This window comes from Pseudomonas sp. GW821-FHT12A04, assembly GCF_058807755.1.
In genome coordinates this window covers 197,316-216,929 of sequence record NZ_JBXAQZ010000007.1, presented here as the reverse complement: position 1 = coordinate 216,929, position 19,614 = coordinate 197,316, and the positions used below count along the sequence as shown (strand labels likewise).

The window sequence follows — 19,614 nt, the reverse complement described above, 5'->3', positions numbered from 1 at the left end:
ATGTCCAACGACTCCCTTTTCAACAGCCCCAATACAGTGTCGGACGTTGCCGTGATCGGCGCCGGGATCATCGGCGTCGCCTGCGCCCTGCGCCTGGCGCGCCAGGGCCGGCGGGTGGTGGTCATCGATCAGCAGGAGCCCGGTCGTGGCGCCTCGTTCGGCAATGCCGGGCACCTGGCCACCGAGCAGGTGTTCCCCATCGCCGACCTATCGATCCTCAAACGCCTGCCCGCCATGCTCATGGACCCGATGGGCCCGCTGCGCCTGGACTGGAAATACATGCCCCGGGCCCTGCCCTGGTTCGCACGCCTGTTGCTCAACCTGCGACCGGCGCCGTTCCAGCGCACCGTGGCCGGCATCCGCGCGCTCAATGAAAGCAGCCTGGGGGCCTGGCACCGGTTGCTGGAGACCATCGAACGTCCCCAGTTGCTGAAGGAAGACGGCTCGTTGCTGGTGTTCGAGCGCGCCGACTCGCAACAGGCCATCGAAGCGCTACAGGCGCGCATGCGCCAGCAGCAAGTGCCGGTGGATTTCTGGCGGGCCAAGGCGGTACGCGATGCGGCGCCGCAACTCAGCGAGCAGCTCCGGGGCGGATTGTTCTTCCCGCGCACCGGGCATTTTCTCGATCCCTTCCAGGTGGTCGGTGAACTGGTGCACGCGGCCAAAAGCAGCGGCGTGCAGTTCCTCAAGCAGCGGGTCGAGGGTGGGCAATTGAATGAAAGCGGCGTGTCGTTGATCACCAATCGAGGACGCGTCAGCAGTCGACACGTGCTGGTTGCCTGTGGCGCCCATTCCGCCAAGCTCACCGCTGCATTGACCGGCAAGAAGGTGCCGCTGGACACCGAGCGCGGCTATCACCTGATGCTGCCCCACGAGCACGAACGCTTGCCGTTTGCCGTCACTTCACTGGAGCGCAAGTTCATCATGACGCCGATGGCAGACGGGCTGCGCCTGGCCGGCACCGTCGAGTTCGCCGGTCTCGACTGCCCACCGACCATGGAACGCGCCTGGCAGTTGCACCGCCTGAGCAAAGGCCTGTTCAAACGCGACCTGAGTGCCGAAGCCGCCACGCCGTGGATGGGTTTCCGGCCGTCCTTGCCCGACTCCCTGCCGATCATCGACCGGGTGTGCGACGGCAGGGTCCTGCTCGCCTTCGGTCATCAGCATCTGGGGTTGACCCAGGCGGCGGTCACGGCGGAAATGATCGCGCAAATGGCCTCGCCCTTGACTGGCACCCAGCCCCACAGCCTGCCGGCGACTGCGCCGTACAGGCTGGATCGTTTCTGAATGAACCCACCGAAAACCTTCTGATCAGGACGCTAGCGCACCTCGATCAGAAGGTCTTGCTGGCGCTGACCACAACGGTGGCGGTGCACACGTCGCCATAGCCGTAGTAGCTAGTGCACTCGTGCGCGGAAAGACCGGTGTCGATGTAGGCCACCGCCCAGTCGACGCCCACGGCGCTATGGGTCAGCCGAGCCTCCCACTCGTGATAGTCGCCGCGGGCATCGCCGTTACCGGCAATGAACACGTCATCCTTGAAATCGAATCGGCCATAGCGCACCTCCAGTCCCGTGTCCGCCGGTAGCGCGTAGCTGTAGCCCAGCCAGGTGTAGAGGGTGTCCTGGTCCTTGCCCACGAAAGTCTGCAAATCGTTGGAGTAGTAACTGGCGAACTTGAAGCCATAGGCTTTGACGATGGCGTAGACCTCGCTCTGGTTGAAGTCCGATTGCCTGGCGTAGGTGTACTTGAGGTAGCCCAGGTCGAGACTGACGTCATCGGTGATCTGCTTGAAGAAGCCCGCGTAGAAATCCTGCTCCAACCGGGTTTTATAGTTCAGGCCGAAATCGACATTGGAGGTCCAGACCCCGGCGTAGGCGCCGCTGCTGTGCAGCAGTGTGGCGTCCAGTTGCGCCGCCGGGTCGCCCAGAGTCAGCGACAAGCCACGGCTGCGGTAGTCGCTGACCACCGCCGGTTTGAGCATCAGTTGAAAGTCATCGTTCAGCGTAATGGCGTGGGCGGCCAGCGGCAAAAAAGTGCAGGCGACAAACAGGGTCAATGCAGGGCGATGCATGTTTCAGGTCCTTTCTTATTATTGAGTTGGCAAGGCTTCGCCCTCCCCTTGCCGACTGGGCAAAGGGTGGGCGAACAGAGGGGAGTTACGGGCGGCTGTAGACTTCGCGGCCGGCGAAGTAAGTCTTGAGCACTTGGGTGTCGGCCAGTTGCGTTTCCGGCGCACTGAACACATCGCGATCGACAACGATCATGTCGGCTTGCTTGCCAGGGGTCAGCGTACCGATCTGCTGCTCCAGGCCAATGGTTTTCGCGGCGTTGCGGGTGTAGGCGTTGAACATGGTTTCGCGGTCGATGGCTTCTGCCTGGTTCAGCACACCCTTGGGGCCTTTACGGCTGATGGCTTGCCCGATCGCTTTCCACGGATCCGGTGTCGACACCGGCCAGTCGCTGGCCCCGGAAATGGTCGCGCCGTTCTTGAGCAACGAACGCGCCGGGTACATGAACTGAAATTGCATGGCATTGATGTAAGGCTGCAGCAAGTCGATGCTCAGCTCGTCTGCCGATGCCCAGTAAAGCTGCATCGATGCGATGACGTTGAGCGGCTTGAACCGGGTGAATTCCTTGGGGTTGACCATCTGCAAGTGGGTGACGGAGTGGGCCACGTTGTTGTGCCCTTCGCGACGCGCCTGCTCGATGCCATTGAGGGATTCACGCACCGCACGATCACCGATGGCATGCACATGCACCAGCCAGCCGCGGGCATCGGCAGCGCCCACCAATTCGCCGAAGTGCGCCGGGTCGATCAGCAATTCGCCGCCCTTGAGCGAGTTCTTGTAGGGCGACAGCAACGAGGCGGTTTGTGCCGGAAACTCGGCCACACCATCGGCAAACACCTTGATGCCGGGTAGGCTTAGATTGTCGACATCGGCAAACTGCTGGCGGACCTGCTCCATGACCTCAAGGTCGGCGGGTTTGCTCTTGGGGTTGACGACCATCAAGGCCGCCACGTGCATACGCAGTTCGCCCTTGTCCGCCAACGCCTTGTAGGCCGGCAGCACCCCGACATTTTTCACCGTGGGCTTGAAGTCGAACAACGCATCCCCGGGCACCGCGTTGGCCGCAGGGTCCATCAGGGCCGTCACGCCCAGGCTGTGGTAAAGATCGCGGGCAGCTTCGGCTGCGCCGATCAATTGCTCAAGGCTGGCGGGCGGCAGCTGCGACATCACCGCCGACAGACCGGCATCGGCGACGAAGCCATTGGGAGTGTTGTCGTCATGGTGGCCGATGGTCGCCACCGCTTCGCCAGTGAGTGCCTTGACCCGCTCGGCATCGATACCGGCGCGTTTGAGCAGGGCCTTGTTGGCCCAACCGGTGTGGTAATCCCAACCGACGAACAATATCGGCGTGCCTGCCCACTCGCCCTGGTTGAAGCGCTTTTCAAACTCCGCCACCTGACTCCAGTAGGTCGAGGGTGTTCCACCGACGACCAGGATGTCGCCATGCCGTGCCTTGCCGTTGTCGCGCCACTCGCGCAAGCGCTGCTCCAGTTCGTCGAACGGCAGCATTTGTGTCTCAAGGTCGGCGGACTTGAGCTTCATCCCACCAAACACCGCGTGGCTGTGGGTGTCAATAAGGCCGGGCATCAACACCTTGCCCTGCAAGTCGATGACTTGCGTGCCGGGGTCCTTGAGGGCCAGCACCTCGGCGTCGCTGCCGACCTTGACGACTTTTCCGTCCTCCACGGCCACTGCCTGTTGCAGGGCCTTGCCTTGCTCGGCGGTAAAGACTTTGCCGTTATGCAAAATCAGATCGGCGGTCGCCATGCTTTCCATAGAGGAAAGACCAATAGCCATGGCCAATGCCGACTGGAGTATTCGCTTCATCGTCCCGCACCTTTTTCTTGTAAGAATGCCGAGAGACTAGCGAACCGGGCGGCAGTAAAGAATACTCGGCCCACGCAACACATACTTTCCAAACAGGAAACACTGCATGGACCAACTCAGCGCCATCGCGATGTTTGTCGAAACCGCCGACCAGGGCAGTTTCACCCGCGCCGCCTCGCAATTGGGCAAGACCACCTCGGCCCTGACCCGGGCCATCACCCACCTGGAGGAGGAATTGGGCACGCGCCTGTTCGAGCGTTCCACGCGACGCATCGCGCTGACCGAGGCCGGGGAGATTTTCCTCGCCAGTTCGCGGCAAGTGCTCACGCAACTGCAGCAAGCCCGAGAGGACATCGACCAGTTGCAGCGGGAAATGTATGGCCTGCTGCGCGTGACCGCCCCACCCTCCTTCGCGCCGGCCTTTCTCAATGCGGTGTGCTGTCGATTTCTCGAGCGCTACCCGCAGATGCGCCTGGACGTGGTGCTGAGCGATGAGTTCGTCGACCTGGTCGAAGGCCGGTTCGACCTGGCGGTGCGAGACGGCCCGGTGGAACTGCCCGACCTGATCACCCGCCCACTGACCGCCAACCGCATCCTCTTGTGCGCCAGCCCCCGCTACTTGCAACGCAACCCGCTGGAGGTTCAACCCCACACGTTCAATCAACATGATTGGCTGCTGTTTCGTCATCCCGCCCTCAACCCGCATTACTGGTGGTTGGAGCACGAAGGCGAACGCAAACGAATCCCCCAGCCGATACCCCGGCTGAGCAGCGACAACTATGACTTCCTGTTCGGCGCCCTGCTGGCCGGCCGGGGTTTGCAGTTCTGCCCGCAGTGGAGCGCCGCGCCCTACCTCAGGCGCGGCGAACTGGTGCAACTGCTACCGGACGCCGACCTCGACCCTGAGCAGTTCGGCCGGAAAATCCATGTGATTTACCCAGCGCACCGACGCCACACGCGCAAGCATCAGGCGTTCATCGAGTGCCTGAACGAGTACCTGGACGAGCAGGCGTTGCATTGAGGCGGGCATCCGGCCAGTCAAACCGTACTTTGGTCATTGCAAGGGCGAGAACGTTGCAGGCAGGTAGATCGTCGAGCGCATGTCGCGCAGTTGCGGGCCGGAATTTTCCGGCGGCCAGACGCCGTCGGCAACCGCCTGGGTGCGCACCTGCAAGCGTTGTTCAAGGGTGGTCCATGGCCAGATGTGCAGATAGCGCGGCAGCGCACCGTCGGTGGCGTAAAACGCCGCGTACACTGGCGAATACTGCTCGGCGGTCCGCGCTTCGATGGCTTTGCTCCAGCCGTCGAGGGTGGGCTGCAAGCCGCTGCTGATCAGGTCGTAGACGCGTAACTCATAGAACGGACCGTACTGGCCTGCGCTCAAGGGTTCGAGGAAGGGAAACAGCGTGTAGTTTTCGATGCGCAGATCGCAGATGAATTCGTTGATGCCAAACGCCCCACCCCCCAGCAGGAAACGCTCGCGCTCGGCTTGCCTCAGGTGTTCGTCGGCGTAGCCACGCAGCACGGCGATCTGGTTCAACTGGCCGATCTCCGAAGCCCAGCAGCCTATCAACGTGCCGCCGACTTTCGGGTCGTCCAGCGCCGCCTCGATCTGCGCCAACGCTTGCGCAACCGTGCGCACCCGCACGGTAAAAGTGATCAGTTCAAATAAACGCATAACAACTCCGCCCACCGGTTTGCCAAAAGCACACAGCCTAGGGCAGCCGCCACCAGCGGGATATTGAGACGAACCCCATAGGCAAAGGTATTTGCCGCAGTGTTCTAGGTAGTTTCTTTACGTTGAGCAGCGCCCGGTAATTCACAGATCGTGTTCAATGCCTTCACTTAATGGCGCTTGATGCAGGAATGGCGACGAATATGCTGTGGGTACATCTCCGTGATCTCGCATGACAACAAGAGCCCACTCCATGCACAGCCCCAGAACGCTCTACCAAAAACACATCGACAGCCACACCGTATGCGCCCTCGACGATCAGGGCCACGTGCTTTTGTACATCGACCGCCAGGTCGCCAACGAATACACCAGCCCGCAAGCCTTCAGTGGCATGCGCGAAGCCGGTCGCAAAGCCTGGCGCCCGGGCGCGACCCTGGCGGTCGTCGACCACGTCAATCCCACGGCACCGACACGCACTGCCGCCATGCCGGACGCTGGCGGCGCTCGTCAGGTGTCTTACTTCGAAGAAAACTGCCGCGACTTCGGTATCGAACTGTTCGACGTGCTGGACAAGCGCCAGGGCATCGAGCACGTCGTGGCCCCCGAACAAGGCTTTATCCTGCCCGGCATGGTCGTTGCCGCCGGCGACAGCCACACCACTACCTACGGTGCCCTCGGTGCCTTCGGTTTCGGCATTGGCACTTCGGAAATCGAACACCTGCTGGCCTCGCAAACCCTGGTCTACAAGCGCCTGAAGACAATGCGCGTGACGGTTAACGGTGTACTCGGTACGGGCGTGACGTCCAAGGACATCATCATGGCCCTGATCGAAAAAATCGGCGCTTCCGGTGCCACCGGCTATGCCATCGAGTTCGCCGGCCCGGCGATCAGCGACCTCAGCGTCGAAGCGCGCATGACCATCTGCAACATGGCCGTCGAAGCGGGCGCCCGAGGCGCGTTCATGGCACCGGATGACAAGGTCTTTGCGTATCTGCAACACAAACCCCGTGCCCCCCAAGGCCAACTGTGGGAACAGGCCGTCGCAAAATGGCGCGGCCTGCACAGCGACGAAGGTGCGGTGTTCGATCGCGAAGTCACCCTGGATGTCGCGGCGCTCGAACCCATGGTCACCTGGGGCACCAGCCCCGATCAGGCCGCATCGGTGGGCGGGCATGTGCCGGACCCGGCCGCGCAACCTGACTTGATCCTGCGTCAGGGCATGCAACGCGCCCTGAACTACATGGGCCTGACACCGGGCATGCCGCTCAGCGACGTGGTGATCAGCCACGCCTTCATCGGCTCATGCACCAACGCGCGCATCGAAGACTTGCGCGATGTCGCCCGCGTCGTGCGCGGCAAACGGGTGGCAGCCCACGTGCGGGCCATGATTGTTCCCGGTTCGACCCTGGTGCGTGATCAGGCCGAAGACGAAGGGCTGGCGCAGATCTTCCTCGACGCCGGGTTTGAATGGCGCCAGTCGGGCTGTTCGATGTGCCTGGCGATGAATGACGACGTGCTCGCCCCCGGTGATCGCTGCGCCTCAAGCACCAACCGCAACTTCGAAGGCCGCCAAGGCGCCGGTGCGCGCACCCATTTGATGAGCCCGGCCATGGTCGCCGCCGCAGCGATTACCGGGCACCTGACCGACGTGCGCACCTTCGCGCTGGAGGCTTGAACCATGCAATCTTTCGATTTCGTCAGCGGCAGCGCCGCCCCGCTCCTGGCCTCCAACATCGACACCGACGTGATCATGCCCAAGCAGTTCCTCAAAGGGATTGATCGCAAGGGGCTGGACAAGGGTCTGTTCTTTGACTTGAGGTTCCTTGAGTCCGGCGAACCCGATCCCGGGTTCATCCTCAACCAACCGGCCTGGAGCGAGGCTGCGTTCCTGGTGGTGGGTCCCAATTTCGGCTGTGGTTCGAGCCGCGAACATGCGGTCTGGGGGCTGAAACAGGTCGGCATACGCGCCCTGATCGGCACCAGCTTCGCCGGTATTTTCTACGACAATTGCCAACGCAATGGCGTGTTGGCAATCCAGCTGACCGAGGTTCAACTCAATCAGATTGCCGCGTTGACCAGCAACCCGGCAACGGCTCGAATCAGCGTCAATCTGCCGGAACAAACCATCGAACTGGCAGACGGCAACGTGATCCCGTTCGGGATCGATGAACTGCGCAAGCAATCATTGCTGCTGGGGCTGGATGCCATTGGAACCACGTTGCAACGCGCCGAACAGATTCGCCGTTTCGAGGCCCGGCATCTGGCGGAAAATCCCTGGTTGGGCTGATGCAAAACCCCGGCGGCGGATCTAATGCTCTGTAGGAGCGAGCTCGCTCGCGATGGACTCAACGGCACCGCGTTTAACCAGTAAACACGCGTTATCGTTAACGACCATCGCGAGCGAGCTCGCTCCTACAGAGATGCCGGTGGTTTATTCAACCGAAAGATGACGAAAGTATTCCTCGAGAAACTCGACGCAAACCCGCAGCTTGGCCGACTGGCTCAACCGCGTCGGGTACACCGCCCAGACGTTGGCGCTCTGGGTGTAATCGTGCAGCACCTGCACCAGTCGCCCCTGCTCCAGCATCGGCTTCACATCCCACATCGAGCGCAACAGGATCCCGCCGCCACTCAGGGCCCACTGCAACACGATCTCACCGTTGTTGGACGATAACGGCCCGCTGACGCGTACCGATTCTTCCTGCCCGTCCTTCGTCAGGCTCCACACGCCGAACGCGTTGTTGCGTTCCTTGAGCACCAGGCAATCGTGGTCTTTCAAGTCCGCCAGCGATTGCGGCACACCCCTGCGCTCCAGGTATTCGGGCGTCGCACACAGCACCCGCCGGTTGCTCACCAGTTTGCGTCCCAGGTGCTGGCCCGGCAGGTCATCACCCACGCGGATTTCCAGATCGAAGCCCTCGCCGACGATGTCGACCACGCGATCAAACACGTCCAGGCGCAATTCAAGCCTGGGATAGGTTTGCGACAGCTCGCAGATCGCCGGTGCCACATGGTTGCGCCCGAAACCGAAGCTGCTGCAGATGTGCAGCGAACCCATCGGCTGTTGCCGCGCCTGGGATATTTCGCCGACGAAGTCATCGAAGTCACCCAGCAACTTCTCCGCCCACACCCGCACCCGCTCGCCGTCGTCAGTCAGCGCGATGCGCCGTGTGGTGCGGTGCAGCAGCCGAGTCGAGAGCGTGGTTTCCAGCACGGAGATGCGTTTGCTGATGTACGCCGGGGAATACCCCAGCTCCTCGGCAGCGCTGGCGAAGCCGTTTTTTCGAACGACGGTGAGGAACACCTTGAGGTCTTCAGGCAAGGGAAATTGATCACGATTCGTGTTCATACGCCTCATACTTTCGCTGTTTATTGCGTTATTAGCGAAGGATACCATCGATCTACCGAGTGGCAATCCATCCCCGGCCAACCGTGGTTTCTGAATCCTCGATAAAAACAACATGAGGAAAGCGCGACATGAACAAGCCCTATGAACAATCCCTGAAAATCGAAACCGCCTCCGACGGCGGATTTGTGCAACGCCTGCGCAGCCTGTGCGCCTACGAAATCGGCGTCATCCCGCTGCCGATCTTTCTCGGCATCGCGGTCATCGTTTATCTCTCGGCACATCTGGGCTTCCTGCCCAAGAACATAATCGGCGGGCTCGCCGTCATCATGACCATGGGCGTGTTTTTCGGCCAAATGGGCTCGCGCCTGCCGATCCTCAAGGAAATCGGCGGCGGTGCCATCCTGTGCCTGATGCTGCCATCGATCCTGGTGTTCTACGGCTTCTTCGGACCGGCGACGATCGACGCCACCAAAATGCTGATGAAGGAAGCCAACTTCCTTTACTTCGTGATCGCCAGCCTGGTGGTCGGCAGCATTCTGGGCATGAGCCGTTTCATTCTGGTTCAGGGCATGCTGCGGATGTTCATTCCCTTGCTCGTCGGCACCCTGGCCGCCGTTGCCAGCGGGTTGATCGTTGGCAAGTTGGTCGGCTACAGCTTCCACCACACGTTCTTTTTCATCATCGTGCCAATCATTGGCGGCGGGATCGGCGAAGGGATACTGCCCCTGTCGCTGGCCTACTCGGCAATCCTCGGCGGCACCCCGGATATCTACGTGGCTCAACTGGCGCCCGCCGCCGTGGTCGGCAACATCGTGGCGATCATCTGTGCCGGTTACCTGGCGCGCCTGGCCCTCAAGCGCCCGACCATCAATGGCGAAGGCTCGCTGATTCGCGCCAAGGACGAGAATGACCAATTCCTGGTCAAGGAAGACACAGGCACTATTGTCGACTTCCGCGTCATGGGTGCAGGGGTGCTGGTAATCTGCGCGTTCTTCGTCCTCGGCGGCCTACTGGAAAAAGTCGTGGGCATTCCCGGCCCGGTGATGATGATCCTCGCGGCGGTGCTGTTTAAGTACCTTCGGGTGCTGCCGGAAAAACTCGAGAAAGGCGCCAACAGCTTTTACAAACTGGTGTCATCGGCGTTCATCTGGCCGGTGATGATCGGCCTGGGCATGCTCTACGTGCCGCTGGACAGTGTGGTGAAAGTGTTCTCGGTCGGCTACGTGCTGGTATGCGTCTCGGTGGTGGTGTCGATGACCGTAGCCGGCTTCTTCATCGGCAACCTGATGAAGATGTACCCCATCGAATCGGCCATCGTGACCTGCTGTCACAGCGGCCTGGGCGGCACCGGAGACGTGGCGATCCTGTCGGCTTCCAACCGCATGTCGCTGATGCCGTTCGCGCAGATCTCCACGCGCATTGGCGGTGCCTCGACGGTGATTCTGGCGACGATACTGTTGCGGCTTTTTGTTTGACGCGGTGCCGGTGACCCAAGGGTGTTCTCTTGTGCAAGAGAACACCCTTTCCATCACTTGAAAAAATCGCTCGGCGTCTTGCCGAACTGCTTCTTGAACATGGTCGTGAATGCGCTTGGGCTGTCGTATCCCAGCTCCCCGGCGATGTCGATGATCTTCTCCCCGACGGCTATCCGTTCCAGCGCCAACAGCAGTCGCGCTTGCTGGCGCCATTGGCCGAAAGTCATGCCGGTTTCCTTGCGAAACCTGCGCTGGATGGTTTTGGCGTCGAGGCTCAACCGGGCGCTCCAGTCCGACAACGTCGAGCCATCCCCAGGGTCACGCTGCAACGCATTACAGATCAGGTTGATACGTTGGTCGGCGGGCTGCGGCAGGTTCAATGGCAAGGTCGGCAGGATCGTCAGCTCATCCAGGATCAGCCGCAGCACCCGGGCTTCCCGCGAGTCCGGATTGCAGGCGAAGTCGAAATCGACCGAGACCTTGATCAGCTCGCTCAGCAACGCGGAAACACTCACCGCCCGGGTTTCGGCGGGCAGATCCAGGCTCGGGTCAGGGCGCACGAAAACGCTGCGCATCTTGATCGCCCCCACACAACGAATCGAGTGCACTTCACCGCTCGGCATCCAGATGCCACGGCTCGGCGGCACCGTCCATTGGCTGGTGGCGGCGTGCACCACCATCACGCCTTCGATGGCATAGATCAGTTGATGCTTTTCATGGGAGTGCGGCGGGATGAACCAGTTTTCCGGGTAGTCGGTCGCACTGCTGCGTACGCTCCAGCCGCCCTGGTCGATCTCCGCGAGAAATGTCTGCAATGGTTTGATCATGACGCCCTTTTTGCGATGGTCCACGCCCGAGTTGCGCGAGACGGGCGCCGTTGAGGCCCCTAGGATAACGCCGAACCCTGAAATTGGCTGCGCCTTGCGTTCGCAGTTCGCGTTTTTATCCGGAAACTCGCCCATGTCGACCACTACCCTGAGCTCTCCCTCACCCACCGCTTCGGTGGCTAGCCAGGCCAGCCCCCTGGTCATGCGCGTCATCGGCGCCTGTGCGCTGGCGCACCTGATCAACGACCTGATCCAGGCCGTGCTGCCGTCGATCTACCCGATGCTCAAGGCCAGTTATGGCCTGAGTTTCACCCAGGTCGGCCTGATCACCCTGACCTTCCAGCTCACCGCCTCGCTGCTGCAACCGTGGATCGGTTTCTACACCGACCGTCATCCCAAACCGTGGCTGTTGCCGGCCGGCATGGTCTGCACCCTGATCGGTATTCTGATGCTGTCGATGGTCGGCAGCTTCCCGGCCATTCTCGTGGCCTCGGCGCTGGTGGGCGTAGGTTCGTCGACCTTTCACCCGGAGACCTCGCGGGTGGCGCGCCTGGCTTCGGGCGGTCGCTACGGCCTGGCGCAGTCGACCTTCCAGGTCGGTGGCAACGCCGGTAGCGCCTTCGGCCCATTGCTGGCCGCCGCGATCATCATTCCGTACGGCCAGGGCAACGTCGCCTGGTTCGGCCTGTTCGCGGTGTTTGCCATCCTCGTGCAATACGGCCTGAGCCGCTGGTACCGCAATCACCTGAACCTGTTCAAGCTCAAGCAAGGCAGCAAGGCCACCCATGGCCTGTCAAAGCGGCGGGTGACGTTCGCCCTGGTGGTGTTGGCGCTGCTGGTGTTTTCCAAATACTTCTACATGGCCAGCTTCACCAGTTACTTCACCTTCTACCTGATCGAGAAGTTCGACCTGTCGGTGGCCAGTTCGCAGCTGTACCTGTTCCTGTTTCTTGGCGCCGTCGCGGCGGGCACGTTCTTTGGTGGCCCGATCGGCGACCGGATCGGCCGCAAGCAGGTGATCTGGTTTTCCATCCTCGGCGCCGCGCCGTTCACCCTCGCCCTGCCCTACGTCGACCTGTTCTGGACCGGCGTGCTGAGTATGCTCATCGGCTTCATCCTCGCCTCGGCGTTCTCGGCCATCGTGGTCTTCGCCCAGGAACTGGTGCCCGGCAACGTCGGCATGATCGCCGGGGTGTTCTTCGGCCTGATGTTCGGTTTCGGCGGGATCGGTGCCGCGCTGCTGGGGCACCTGGCGGACATCCATGGCATCGAGTACGTGTACACGCTGTGTTCGTTCCTGCCGTTGCTGGGGATTCTGACGATCCTGTTGCCTTCGACCCGGAGTGCTCTCTAAAGGATTCAGCCGATCATTTTTGATACCTGCCCTGTAGCACTCGGTAACACCAAGCCCTGTTGCGGTGCGTCTTCGCCACGACGCACCGCCAACCGCCGCGCTTCACACGGGCAATACCGCCATGGCGTACTTTGTGCATCCAAAGGCCATCCTCTTCTGCCTGTAGCCGCCATGCGCCCCAAGGAACTGAAACTCTGGACCACCGGTGTCGCCCACCTGCTCGACCTGCCTGCCGGGCATGGGCGGTTGTCGGGGCTGAGCCATTGGCTTCGGCAAATCTGCCCGGTCGATCATTTCGTGTTGTTTGTCTACGAAGGCAATCACCGGCCACTGGCGTTGTTCGATACGTTCTCGGCGGACAAGCGGGCGGTGTATGTCGACGACTATCAGTGCGGGCCTTACCTGCTGGATCCCTTCTACCTGGCTTGTACACGCGGGCAGGCGCCGGGGTTGTGGCGTCTGCGCCAGTTCGCCCCCGACCACTTCTACCTCGGCGAGTACTTCCTGACCTATTACCAGCAAACCGGACTGGCCGAGGAAGTGGCGTTCTTCGTCGACCTCGGCGGTGGCGCCATGGCGGTGTTGTCGCTGATGCGCTCCAGCGCCAGCCGTGCATTCAGCCGGGACGAAATGCAACTGGTCGAGTGCGCGCAAGCGGTGGTCGAGCAGGTCATCAATGAGGCCTGGCGCTTGCGTCAGGCTCAGGAACCGCGACCGGCGCAGGACCTGGACTTCAAGATCCGCGAAGCCTTCGACCAGTTCGGTGCGCACATCCTTACCGGACGCGAGCAGGAAATCGTTCAACTGTTGCTGCGCGGCCACTCCAGCACCTCGGTGGCCGAACAACTGAACATCAGCCCCGGCACGGTGAAGATTCACCGCAAGAACATCTACGCCAAGCTGGGCATCGGCAGCCAGTCGGAGTTGCTGGGGTTGTTTATTCGAGAGCTGACGGAGGATCCGTTGCAGGCCCCCGGCCTCAAGCTGCAAGCCTGATCCCTGTCGGCTAGCAGCCCCCCTGTGGGAGCGAGCTTGCTCGCGATTGCGGCCTTACATTCAACATCCATGTGTCTGACACACCGCCATCGCGAGCAAGCTCGCTCCCACAATGGTCGGCGGTGTAAACAAAATTTGTATTCACCTCAAATCCCTGTAGGAGCGAGCCTGCTCGCGATGGTCGTTAACGAATACGCGTGATGACTGGCTGAACGCAGTGCTCTTGGGTCCATCGCGAGCAAGCTCGCTCCTACGACAATCCGCTTCTATCCCCCAAGGGATATATACACCGCAAAACCCCGATTGCTAGTTTGGCCCCCAACGCACTGATTCATCACTGCAAGGGAGCCCGTCTCGTGAACAACACCCCGCCAAGCGATATCGAATTCTGCAATGTGGTCAAACGCTATGGCGAGGTGCAGGCCGTCGGCGGTCTGAATTTCGCGGTGCGCCGTGGCTCGTTTCATTCCTTCCTCGGCGGCTCGGGCTGCGGCAAGACCACCACCCTGCGCATGATCGCCGGCTTCGAACAGCCCACCAGCGGCGAGGTCCGCTTGGCCGGCAAGAGCGTTGCCGGCGTGCCGGCCTTCGAGCGACCGGTGAACATGGTGTTCCAGCATTACGCGCTGTTCCCGCACCTGACCGTGGCGCAGAACATTGCCTACGGCCTGCGCTATCGCACCCCGCGCCCTGACAAAAAACAGCAACTGCGCATGGCCGATGAGGCGCTGGAGATGGTACGCCTGAGCGGCTTCGGCCAGCGCAAGCCGAGCGAGCTTTCCGGCGGCCAGCAGCAGCGTGTCGCCCTCGCCCGCGCCTTGGTCAACAAGCCGACGGTGTTGCTGCTCGACGAGCCACTGGCCGCGCTGGACCGCAAGCTGCGCAAGGAGATGCAATCGGAATTGCTGCGCTTGCAACGCGAGGTCGGCATCACCTTCGTGCTGGTCACCCACGACCAGGAAGAAGCCCTGTCGATGAGTGACAGCATCAGCGTGATGCACAACGGTTCGATCATCCAGACCGCCACTCCGGAACAACTCTATGAAGCCCCGGCCAGCCGCTACGTGGCGGATTTTATCGGTGAGTCCAATCTGTTCGACGGCACCGTGCGCCAGCTCAACGGCAACTCCGTGGTGCTGCGCACCGAGCAAGGGCTGGAACTGACCAGCCCCCTCACCCCCACCGGCAAAGCCCTGAGCGCCAACACCGCCGGTTGCATTGCGGTGCGCCCGGAGCTGATCAGCATCGCCGGGGCCAACGCCGAGATGACCCGGGAAGTGAAGCTGTCGGGCTGCGTCGAAGATCGCATTTACCTGGGCAATTCCACCGAGTACCGCGTGCGCACTCAGGCCTTTGGCGTGGTTTGCGTACGGGTTCCGCGCCAGCAGGATCACGGCGCCAATGCATTCGAACACGGCGCGGCAGTGCGCGTCGGCTGGGATCACGCCAATGGCCTGGCCATGGCGTTGTAAATCATCGATTCGTTTCATCAACCGGATGTGGAGCGTGCTATGGACCAGAAGACTTTTATAAAAACCCTGCGCAGCTGGCAGAACGGCTCGATCAGCCGCCGTGAGTTCCTTGGCCGCACGGGCCTTGGGATCGCCGCCGCCGTGGTCGCGACCAACATGCCCGGCCTGCTGACCTCCACCGCAGAAGCCGCCGAGCAAACCAAGCTCGGTGATCGCCTGTCGCTGGCGACCTGGCCGAACTACCACAGCCAGGAAAACCTCGACGCCTTCGGCAAGACCACAGGCGCCCGGGTGTCGATGAGCGTGTTTGGTTCCAACGAGGAAATGCTCGCCAAATTGCAGGCCGGCGGCAGCGGCTGGGACGTGCTGGTGCCGACCAACTACACCATCAGCACCTACGTCGGCCTGGGCCTGATCGAGCCGCTGGACCTGTCGCGCATCCCCAACTTCGACGCCTCGGCGTTCCAGCAAAAGTTCATGGCCCAGGGCACGGTGGACGGCAAGGTCTACGCGGTACCGAAAAACTGGGGCACCACCGGCATGCTCTACGACGCCGGCAAACTGAAGAACGGCCCAGCCAGCTGGAAGGAATTCTGGACCGCCGCCCAAGGCCCGGCCAGTGGCCGGACGATGGTCCACGACTACCAGTTGACCGCCATCGGCAACGCTCTGAAAAGCTTCGGCTACAGCTTCAACTCCCTGGACCCGAAAGAACTGGCCGATGCCGAAAAGCTGCTGATCGAGGTCAAGCCACACCTGTTCGCGATCAACTCCGACATCCAGCCGTCGATGCGCAGCGGCGATGCCTGGCTGGCGATGTCCTGGACCGGAGATGCTTCGCAACTGCACCGCGACAATGCGCAAATGCAGTTCGAACTGGGCAAGGAAGGCGGCGAGTTGTGGAGCGACTTCTTCGCGATTCCCAAAAGCTCGGAGCACAAGGATGCCGCCTACGCGTTCATCAACTACCTGCTCGATCCGCAGCACAACAAGCTGGAAGTGCTGAGCCACGGCTACCCGAGCGGCGACAAACGTGTCGACGCGCTGCTGCCTGTGGCGATGCTCGACGATCCGATCATGTACCCGGCCGCCGAGGCCCTGAGCCCGCTGGAGTTCGGTGCCGCCGCGACGCTGACCAGCCCGGCGCGCGCCGAACTGATGGCGCGATTCAAGTCCGCCTGATCGCTTGACCATGGCCAATGAGGAGTCACCCATGAATGCCGCCGCCCACCCGCAAACGGTGCAGCCGGGCCATGCCCTGTCGGTCGAGGTTCGCCAACGGCGCAGCCTCGGCCGGCGCATTACCCTGCTGATGCTCTTGCCTTCGACCCTGTGGTTCCTGCTGCAGTTGTTGATGCCGCTGGTGATCATCCTGGTCTTCAGTTTCGGCGAGCGCAGCGCCGTGGGCGGTTACGCCGGTGGCTTCACACTGGCCAACTACCTGAACCTCGGTTCTCGCGGCGCGGCGTTCAGCAACACGCTGATGCTGGCGCCGCTGGGCACCCTGGTGTGCCTGGTGGCGGCTTATCCATTGGCGTACTTCCTTGCGGTCAAGGTCACAAGGAACCGCTCGCTGTTGCTGACCCTGGTGATCGTGCCGTTCTGGACCAGTTTCCTGATCCGCACCTATGCGTGGATTTTCATCCTCAGCGGCAAGGGCATCCCGGCGCTGCTGGCCAGCCTGGGCCTAGAGGATGTGCGGTTGATCAACACGCCGTGGGCGGTGCTGATCGGCATCGTCTACGGCTACCTGCCACTGATGGTGTTCCCGATCTACGTCAGCCTGGAAAAACTCGACAAGCGCCTGCTCGAAGCCTCGGCGGACCTCGGTGCCAGCGCCTTCGAAAGTTTCCGGCGCATCACCCTGCCCTTGTCCGCGCCGGGGATCATCACCGGGGTGATGCTGGTGTTCATCCTGTTGATGGGCGAGTTCCTGATCCCGGCCATTCTCGGTGGCGGCAAGGTGTTCTTTGTCGGCAACGCGCTGGTCGACCTGTTCCTGCAATCGCGCAACTGGCCGTTCGGCAGTGCGCTGGCCATGACGTTGGTGGCGATGATGCTGCTGATCATCGGCGTGTATCTGAAACTGGTGGCGCGCTACGGCGGCCGCCCTGCCGACGGAGGCCTGTGACATGTGGCTGCGCAGCTATTCAACCTCGCTGTACCTGTTTCTCTACGCGCCGATTGCCTTGATCGTGCTGTTCAGCTTCAACGCCGGGCGCAGTGGCCTGGCGTTCCAGTGCTGCTCGGTGCAATGGTTCGGCACCGCGTTCGGCAACCCGTTCATCATGGAAGCCCTGGGCAACAGCGCGCTGATCGCGTTCAGTTCGGCGGTGATCGCCACGCTGTTCGGCACCCTGGCGGTGTTCGGCTTGCAGCGCTGCGGCGCCAAGGTACGGATGCTGTTCGATGCGCTGACCTATTGCGCGATCATCGTGCCGGGCATCGTCATCGGCATCTCGACGCTGATTGCCTTCATCAGCCTGTTCGACCTGATCAACCCGTTGCTGGCGACCTGGTTGCCGACGGTACCGAAGTTGAACATGGGGTTCTTCACCGTGATCGCCGCGCATTCGCTTTTCACCATGGCACTGGTGATGGTGATCGTGCGCAGCCGCGTCGATTCCCTGGACAAGGCCTTGCTGGAAGCCTCCGCGGACCTGTACGCGCCACCGATGGACACCTTCTGGCGGGTGACCCTGCCGCAGATCAGCCCCGCGATCATGGCCGGGTTCCTGTTGGCGTTCACCTTCAGCTTCGACGATTTCATCATCGCGTTCTTCGTTGCCGGTTCCGAAACGACGTTGCCGATCTACATCTTTTCCTCCATCCGCCGTGGCGTGACGCCGGAGATCAACGCAATTTCCACGGTAATCATCTGCGTGTCGCTGGCCCTGCTGTTCACTTCCCGCCATCTGCAAAACCGCCGCACCGGCGTCCAGGAGTCGCACCATGCGTGATCAGCTCTATATCAACGGCGAATGGGTCAGCCCGGACCTGGGCGGCTATCTGGACGTGATTGATCCGGCTACCGAACAGGCCTTCCACCGCGTGGCGGCGGGCACCGAAGAAGACGTCGATCATGCCGTGCGTGCGGCCCGGCGTGCCTTCGACAATGGCTGGGGCCAGACCAGCGGCGCCGAGCGCGGGCAATGGCTGGAGGCGCTGGCCGATGAACTGGAAAGTGGCCAGCAGGCGCTGGCGGAACTGGAAGTGCGCGACAACGGCAAACCCTTGCCCGAAGCGCAGTGGGACATTGGTGACGCCATCGCCTGTTTTCGCTACTACGCCGGGTTGGCCCGCGAACTGGATCAGCAACAGGATCAGCCGCTGGCCTTGCCGGACGCGCGTTTCTGCTGCCGCATCCGCCACGAGCCGATTGGCGTGGCCGGGCAGATCATTCCCTGGAACTACCCGCTGCTGATGGCCGCGTGGAAGGTTGCGCCGGCTTTGGCAGCCGGGGCCACTGTGGTGTTGAAGCCGTCGGAACTGACGCCGCTGACCGCCCTGGAACTGGCCGCTGCCGCCGATCGTATCGGCTTGCCCGCCGGGGTCTTGAACCTGGTCACCGGCCTAGGCGCCGATGCCGGCAGCCCGCTCACCGAGCATCCGGGGGTGGACAAACTGGCCTTCACCGGCAGCGTGCCCACCGGCGCGAAAATCATGTCGGCGGCGGCCCGCGACATCAAGAACATCAGCCTGGAACTGGGCGGCAAGTCTGCCTTTATCGTGTTCGATGACGCCGATGTCGAAGCCGCCGTGGAGTGGATTTTGTTCGGGATTTTCTGGAACCAGGGCCAGGTGTGCAGCGCCACGTCTCGTCTGCTGGTGCAGGAAACCATCGCTGCGCGCCTGATCGAACGGCTGGTGGAGGAAACCCGCAAGATCAGCATTGGCCCAGGCATGCAGCCCGGCGTGCTGCTCGGTCCGCTGGTCAGCCAGGGCCAGTACGACAAGGTGCTCGGCTTCATCGACCAGGGACTGGCCAGTGGCGCCCGTTTGCTCACGGGCGGACGGCGACCGGCGCACTTGCGCGAAGGTTACTTCGTCGAGCCAGCGATTTTCGACGAGCCTGGCCACAGCAGTATTTTGTGGCGCGAAGAAGTGTTCGGCCCGGTGCTGTGCATCAAGCGCTTCAAGACCGAAGAGCAAGCGCTGCAGATGGCCAACGCCAGTCGCTTCGGCCTGGCCGCTGCCGTGATGAGCGCGGACTTGCAGCGCACCGCCCGGGTCGCCAACCAGTTGCGTGCAGGGATCGTCTGGGTCAACTGCTCGCAACCGACCTTCGTCGAAGCCCCCTGGGGCGGCATGAAACACAGCGGCATCGGCCGCGAACTGGGCCAATGGGGGTTACACAATTACCTGGAGGTCAAACAGGTAACCGAGTACGTCAGCGACCAGCCTTGGGGGTGGTACTTGAAGTAAACAGGTCACACGGTGGGAGCCAGCTTGCTCGCGATAGAAGTGGGTCAGTCAATATCTCTGTTGAATGTGCCGGCCTCTTCGCGGGCAAGCCCGCTCCCACAGGGATTGTGGCCAGCCGCAGGATTGGTGTTCACTGAAGATC

At 62.0% G+C, this 19,614-nt stretch carries 17 protein-coding genes; 12 read left to right on the top strand and 5 right to left on the bottom strand.

The features are described from left to right. The gene (locus tag AC1RS8_RS13430; RefSeq protein WP_489340453.1) at positions 1-1,287 is read left to right on the top strand and encodes an NAD(P)/FAD-dependent oxidoreductase; all 1,287 of its coding nucleotides are present in this window, start codon (positions 1-3) and stop codon (positions 1,285-1,287) included. A gap of 46 nt (positions 1,288-1,333) precedes the next feature. On the opposite strand, the gene AC1RS8_RS13425 is transcribed toward AC1RS8_RS13430, so the two are convergent. Continuing rightward, positions 1,334-2,074 (bottom strand): TorF family putative porin, encoded by a 741-nt coding sequence (locus tag AC1RS8_RS13425; protein WP_489340452.1) that lies wholly within the window; start codon positions 2,072-2,074, stop codon positions 1,334-1,336. Positions 2,075-2,159: 85 nt separating this feature from the next. Beyond that, complete coding sequence (locus tag AC1RS8_RS13420; RefSeq protein ID WP_493162827.1) at positions 2,160-3,899, bottom strand: amidohydrolase; 1,740 nt, start codon at positions 3,897-3,899, stop codon at positions 2,160-2,162. 106 nt (positions 3,900-4,005) lie between these two features. Here AC1RS8_RS13420 and AC1RS8_RS13415 point away from each other — a divergent pair, with 106 nt between their 5' ends. Next, complete coding sequence (locus AC1RS8_RS13415; RefSeq protein ID WP_057715253.1) at positions 4,006-4,920, top strand: LysR family transcriptional regulator; 915 nt, start codon at positions 4,006-4,008, stop codon at positions 4,918-4,920. Between the two features lie 33 nt (positions 4,921-4,953). Here AC1RS8_RS13415 and AC1RS8_RS13410 read toward each other — a convergent pair whose 3' ends face one another. After that, a complete protein-coding gene (locus AC1RS8_RS13410) occupies positions 4,954-5,577 on the bottom strand; it encodes an NIPSNAP family protein (RefSeq protein ID WP_489340451.1) in 624 nt (207 codons plus the stop codon). A 250-nt stretch (positions 5,578-5,827) separates the two neighbouring features. Here AC1RS8_RS13410 and leuC point away from each other — a divergent pair, with 250 nt between their 5' ends. Beyond that, positions 5,828-7,249 carry a 3-isopropylmalate dehydratase large subunit gene (leuC, locus tag AC1RS8_RS13405; protein ID WP_090454929.1) on the top strand — a complete coding sequence of 474 codons (1,422 nt, stop codon included), beginning with the start codon at positions 5,828-5,830 and terminating at the stop codon, positions 7,247-7,249. 3 nt (positions 7,250-7,252) lie between these two features. Beyond that, positions 7,253-7,861, top strand: coding sequence for a 3-isopropylmalate dehydratase small subunit (gene leuD / locus AC1RS8_RS13400; protein ID WP_489340450.1), 609 nt, complete (start codon positions 7,253-7,255; stop codon positions 7,859-7,861). Between the two features lie 144 nt (positions 7,862-8,005). Here leuD and AC1RS8_RS13395 read toward each other — a convergent pair whose 3' ends face one another. Continuing rightward, positions 8,006-8,923 carry a LysR substrate-binding domain-containing protein gene (locus tag AC1RS8_RS13395; protein ID WP_057715257.1) on the bottom strand — a complete coding sequence of 306 codons (918 nt, stop codon included), beginning with the start codon at positions 8,921-8,923 and terminating at the stop codon, positions 8,006-8,008. A gap of 128 nt (positions 8,924-9,051) precedes the next feature. On the opposite strand from AC1RS8_RS13395, the gene AC1RS8_RS13390 reads away from it, so the two are divergent. Then, complete coding sequence (locus tag AC1RS8_RS13390; protein WP_489340449.1) at positions 9,052-10,398, top strand: 2-hydroxycarboxylate transporter family protein; 1,347 nt, start codon at positions 9,052-9,054, stop codon at positions 10,396-10,398. A 53-nt stretch (positions 10,399-10,451) separates the two neighbouring features. On the opposite strand, the gene AC1RS8_RS13385 is transcribed toward AC1RS8_RS13390, so the two are convergent. Continuing rightward, positions 10,452-11,225, bottom strand: a complete 774-nt coding sequence (locus AC1RS8_RS13385) for an AraC family transcriptional regulator (protein WP_489340448.1) — start codon at positions 11,223-11,225, stop codon at positions 10,452-10,454. A 133-nt stretch (positions 11,226-11,358) separates the two neighbouring features. Here AC1RS8_RS13385 and AC1RS8_RS13380 point away from each other — a divergent pair, with 133 nt between their 5' ends. From AC1RS8_RS13380 to AC1RS8_RS13350, 7 genes are all read left to right on the top strand, one after another. Continuing rightward, entirely contained in the window at positions 11,359-12,579 is a 1,221-nt protein-coding gene (locus tag AC1RS8_RS13380; protein WP_489340447.1) for an MFS transporter, read from the top strand. 171 nt (positions 12,580-12,750) lie between these two features. Then, positions 12,751-13,575, top strand: coding sequence for a response regulator transcription factor (locus tag AC1RS8_RS13375; RefSeq protein WP_493162822.1), 825 nt, complete (start codon positions 12,751-12,753; stop codon positions 13,573-13,575). Between the two features lie 356 nt (positions 13,576-13,931). Further along, on the top strand, positions 13,932-15,047 hold the full coding sequence (locus AC1RS8_RS13370; RefSeq protein WP_057715262.1) for an ABC transporter ATP-binding protein: 1,116 nt from the start codon (positions 13,932-13,934) through the stop codon (positions 15,045-15,047). Positions 15,048-15,086: 39 nt separating this feature from the next. Next, complete coding sequence (locus AC1RS8_RS13365) at positions 15,087-16,229, top strand: ABC transporter substrate-binding protein (protein ID WP_489340445.1); 1,143 nt, start codon at positions 15,087-15,089, stop codon at positions 16,227-16,229. A 31-nt stretch (positions 16,230-16,260) separates the two neighbouring features. Next, positions 16,261-17,178, top strand: coding sequence for an ABC transporter permease (locus AC1RS8_RS13360; RefSeq protein WP_489340444.1), 918 nt, complete (start codon positions 16,261-16,263; stop codon positions 17,176-17,178). A gap of 1 nt (position 17,179) precedes the next feature. Continuing rightward, on the top strand, positions 17,180-18,007 hold the full coding sequence (locus AC1RS8_RS13355; protein WP_489340443.1) for an ABC transporter permease: 828 nt from the start codon (positions 17,180-17,182) through the stop codon (positions 18,005-18,007). Then, entirely contained in the window at positions 18,000-19,472 is a 1,473-nt protein-coding gene (locus AC1RS8_RS13350) for an aldehyde dehydrogenase family protein (protein WP_057715266.1), read from the top strand. Before AC1RS8_RS13355 ends, AC1RS8_RS13350 begins: the two co-directional genes overlap by 8 nt. The last annotated feature ends 142 nt before the right edge of the window (positions 19,473-19,614 follow it).

Excerpts from the sequence above, each read along its gene's own strand:
- leuC (WP_090454929.1), top strand. The coding sequence starts at position 5,828 with ATGCACAGCCCCAGAACGCTCTACCAAAAACACATCGACAGCCACACC.
- AC1RS8_RS13425 (WP_489340452.1), bottom strand. The coding sequence starts at position 2,074 with ATGCATCGCCCTGCATTGACCCTGTTTGTCGCCTGCACTTTTTTGCCG.
- AC1RS8_RS13375 (WP_493162822.1), top strand. The coding sequence starts at position 12,751 with ATGCGCCCCAAGGAACTGAAACTCTGGACCACCGGTGTCGCCCACCTG.
- AC1RS8_RS13350 (WP_057715266.1), top strand. The coding sequence starts at position 18,000 with ATGCGTGATCAGCTCTATATCAACGGCGAATGGGTCAGCCCGGACCTG.
- AC1RS8_RS13355 (WP_489340443.1), top strand. The coding sequence starts at position 17,180 with ATGTGGCTGCGCAGCTATTCAACCTCGCTGTACCTGTTTCTCTACGCG.
- AC1RS8_RS13365 (WP_489340445.1), top strand. The coding sequence starts at position 15,087 with ATGGACCAGAAGACTTTTATAAAAACCCTGCGCAGCTGGCAGAACGGC.
- AC1RS8_RS13415 (WP_057715253.1), top strand. The coding sequence starts at position 4,006 with ATGGACCAACTCAGCGCCATCGCGATGTTTGTCGAAACCGCCGACCAG.
- leuD (WP_489340450.1), top strand. The coding sequence starts at position 7,253 with ATGCAATCTTTCGATTTCGTCAGCGGCAGCGCCGCCCCGCTCCTGGCC.
- AC1RS8_RS13385 (WP_489340448.1), bottom strand. The coding sequence starts at position 11,225 with ATGATCAAACCATTGCAGACATTTCTCGCGGAGATCGACCAGGGCGGC.
- AC1RS8_RS13430 (WP_489340453.1), top strand. The coding sequence starts at position 1 with ATGTCCAACGACTCCCTTTTCAACAGCCCCAATACAGTGTCGGACGTT.
- AC1RS8_RS13420 (WP_493162827.1), bottom strand. The coding sequence starts at position 3,899 with ATGAAGCGAATACTCCAGTCGGCATTGGCCATGGCTATTGGTCTTTCC.
- AC1RS8_RS13380 (WP_489340447.1), top strand. The coding sequence starts at position 11,359 with ATGTCGACCACTACCCTGAGCTCTCCCTCACCCACCGCTTCGGTGGCT.
- AC1RS8_RS13360 (WP_489340444.1), top strand. The coding sequence starts at position 16,261 with ATGAATGCCGCCGCCCACCCGCAAACGGTGCAGCCGGGCCATGCCCTG.
- AC1RS8_RS13410 (WP_489340451.1), bottom strand. The coding sequence starts at position 5,577 with ATGCGTTTATTTGAACTGATCACTTTTACCGTGCGGGTGCGCACGGTT.
- AC1RS8_RS13395 (WP_057715257.1), bottom strand. The coding sequence starts at position 8,923 with ATGAACACGAATCGTGATCAATTTCCCTTGCCTGAAGACCTCAAGGTG.
- AC1RS8_RS13390 (WP_489340449.1), top strand. The coding sequence starts at position 9,052 with ATGAACAAGCCCTATGAACAATCCCTGAAAATCGAAACCGCCTCCGAC.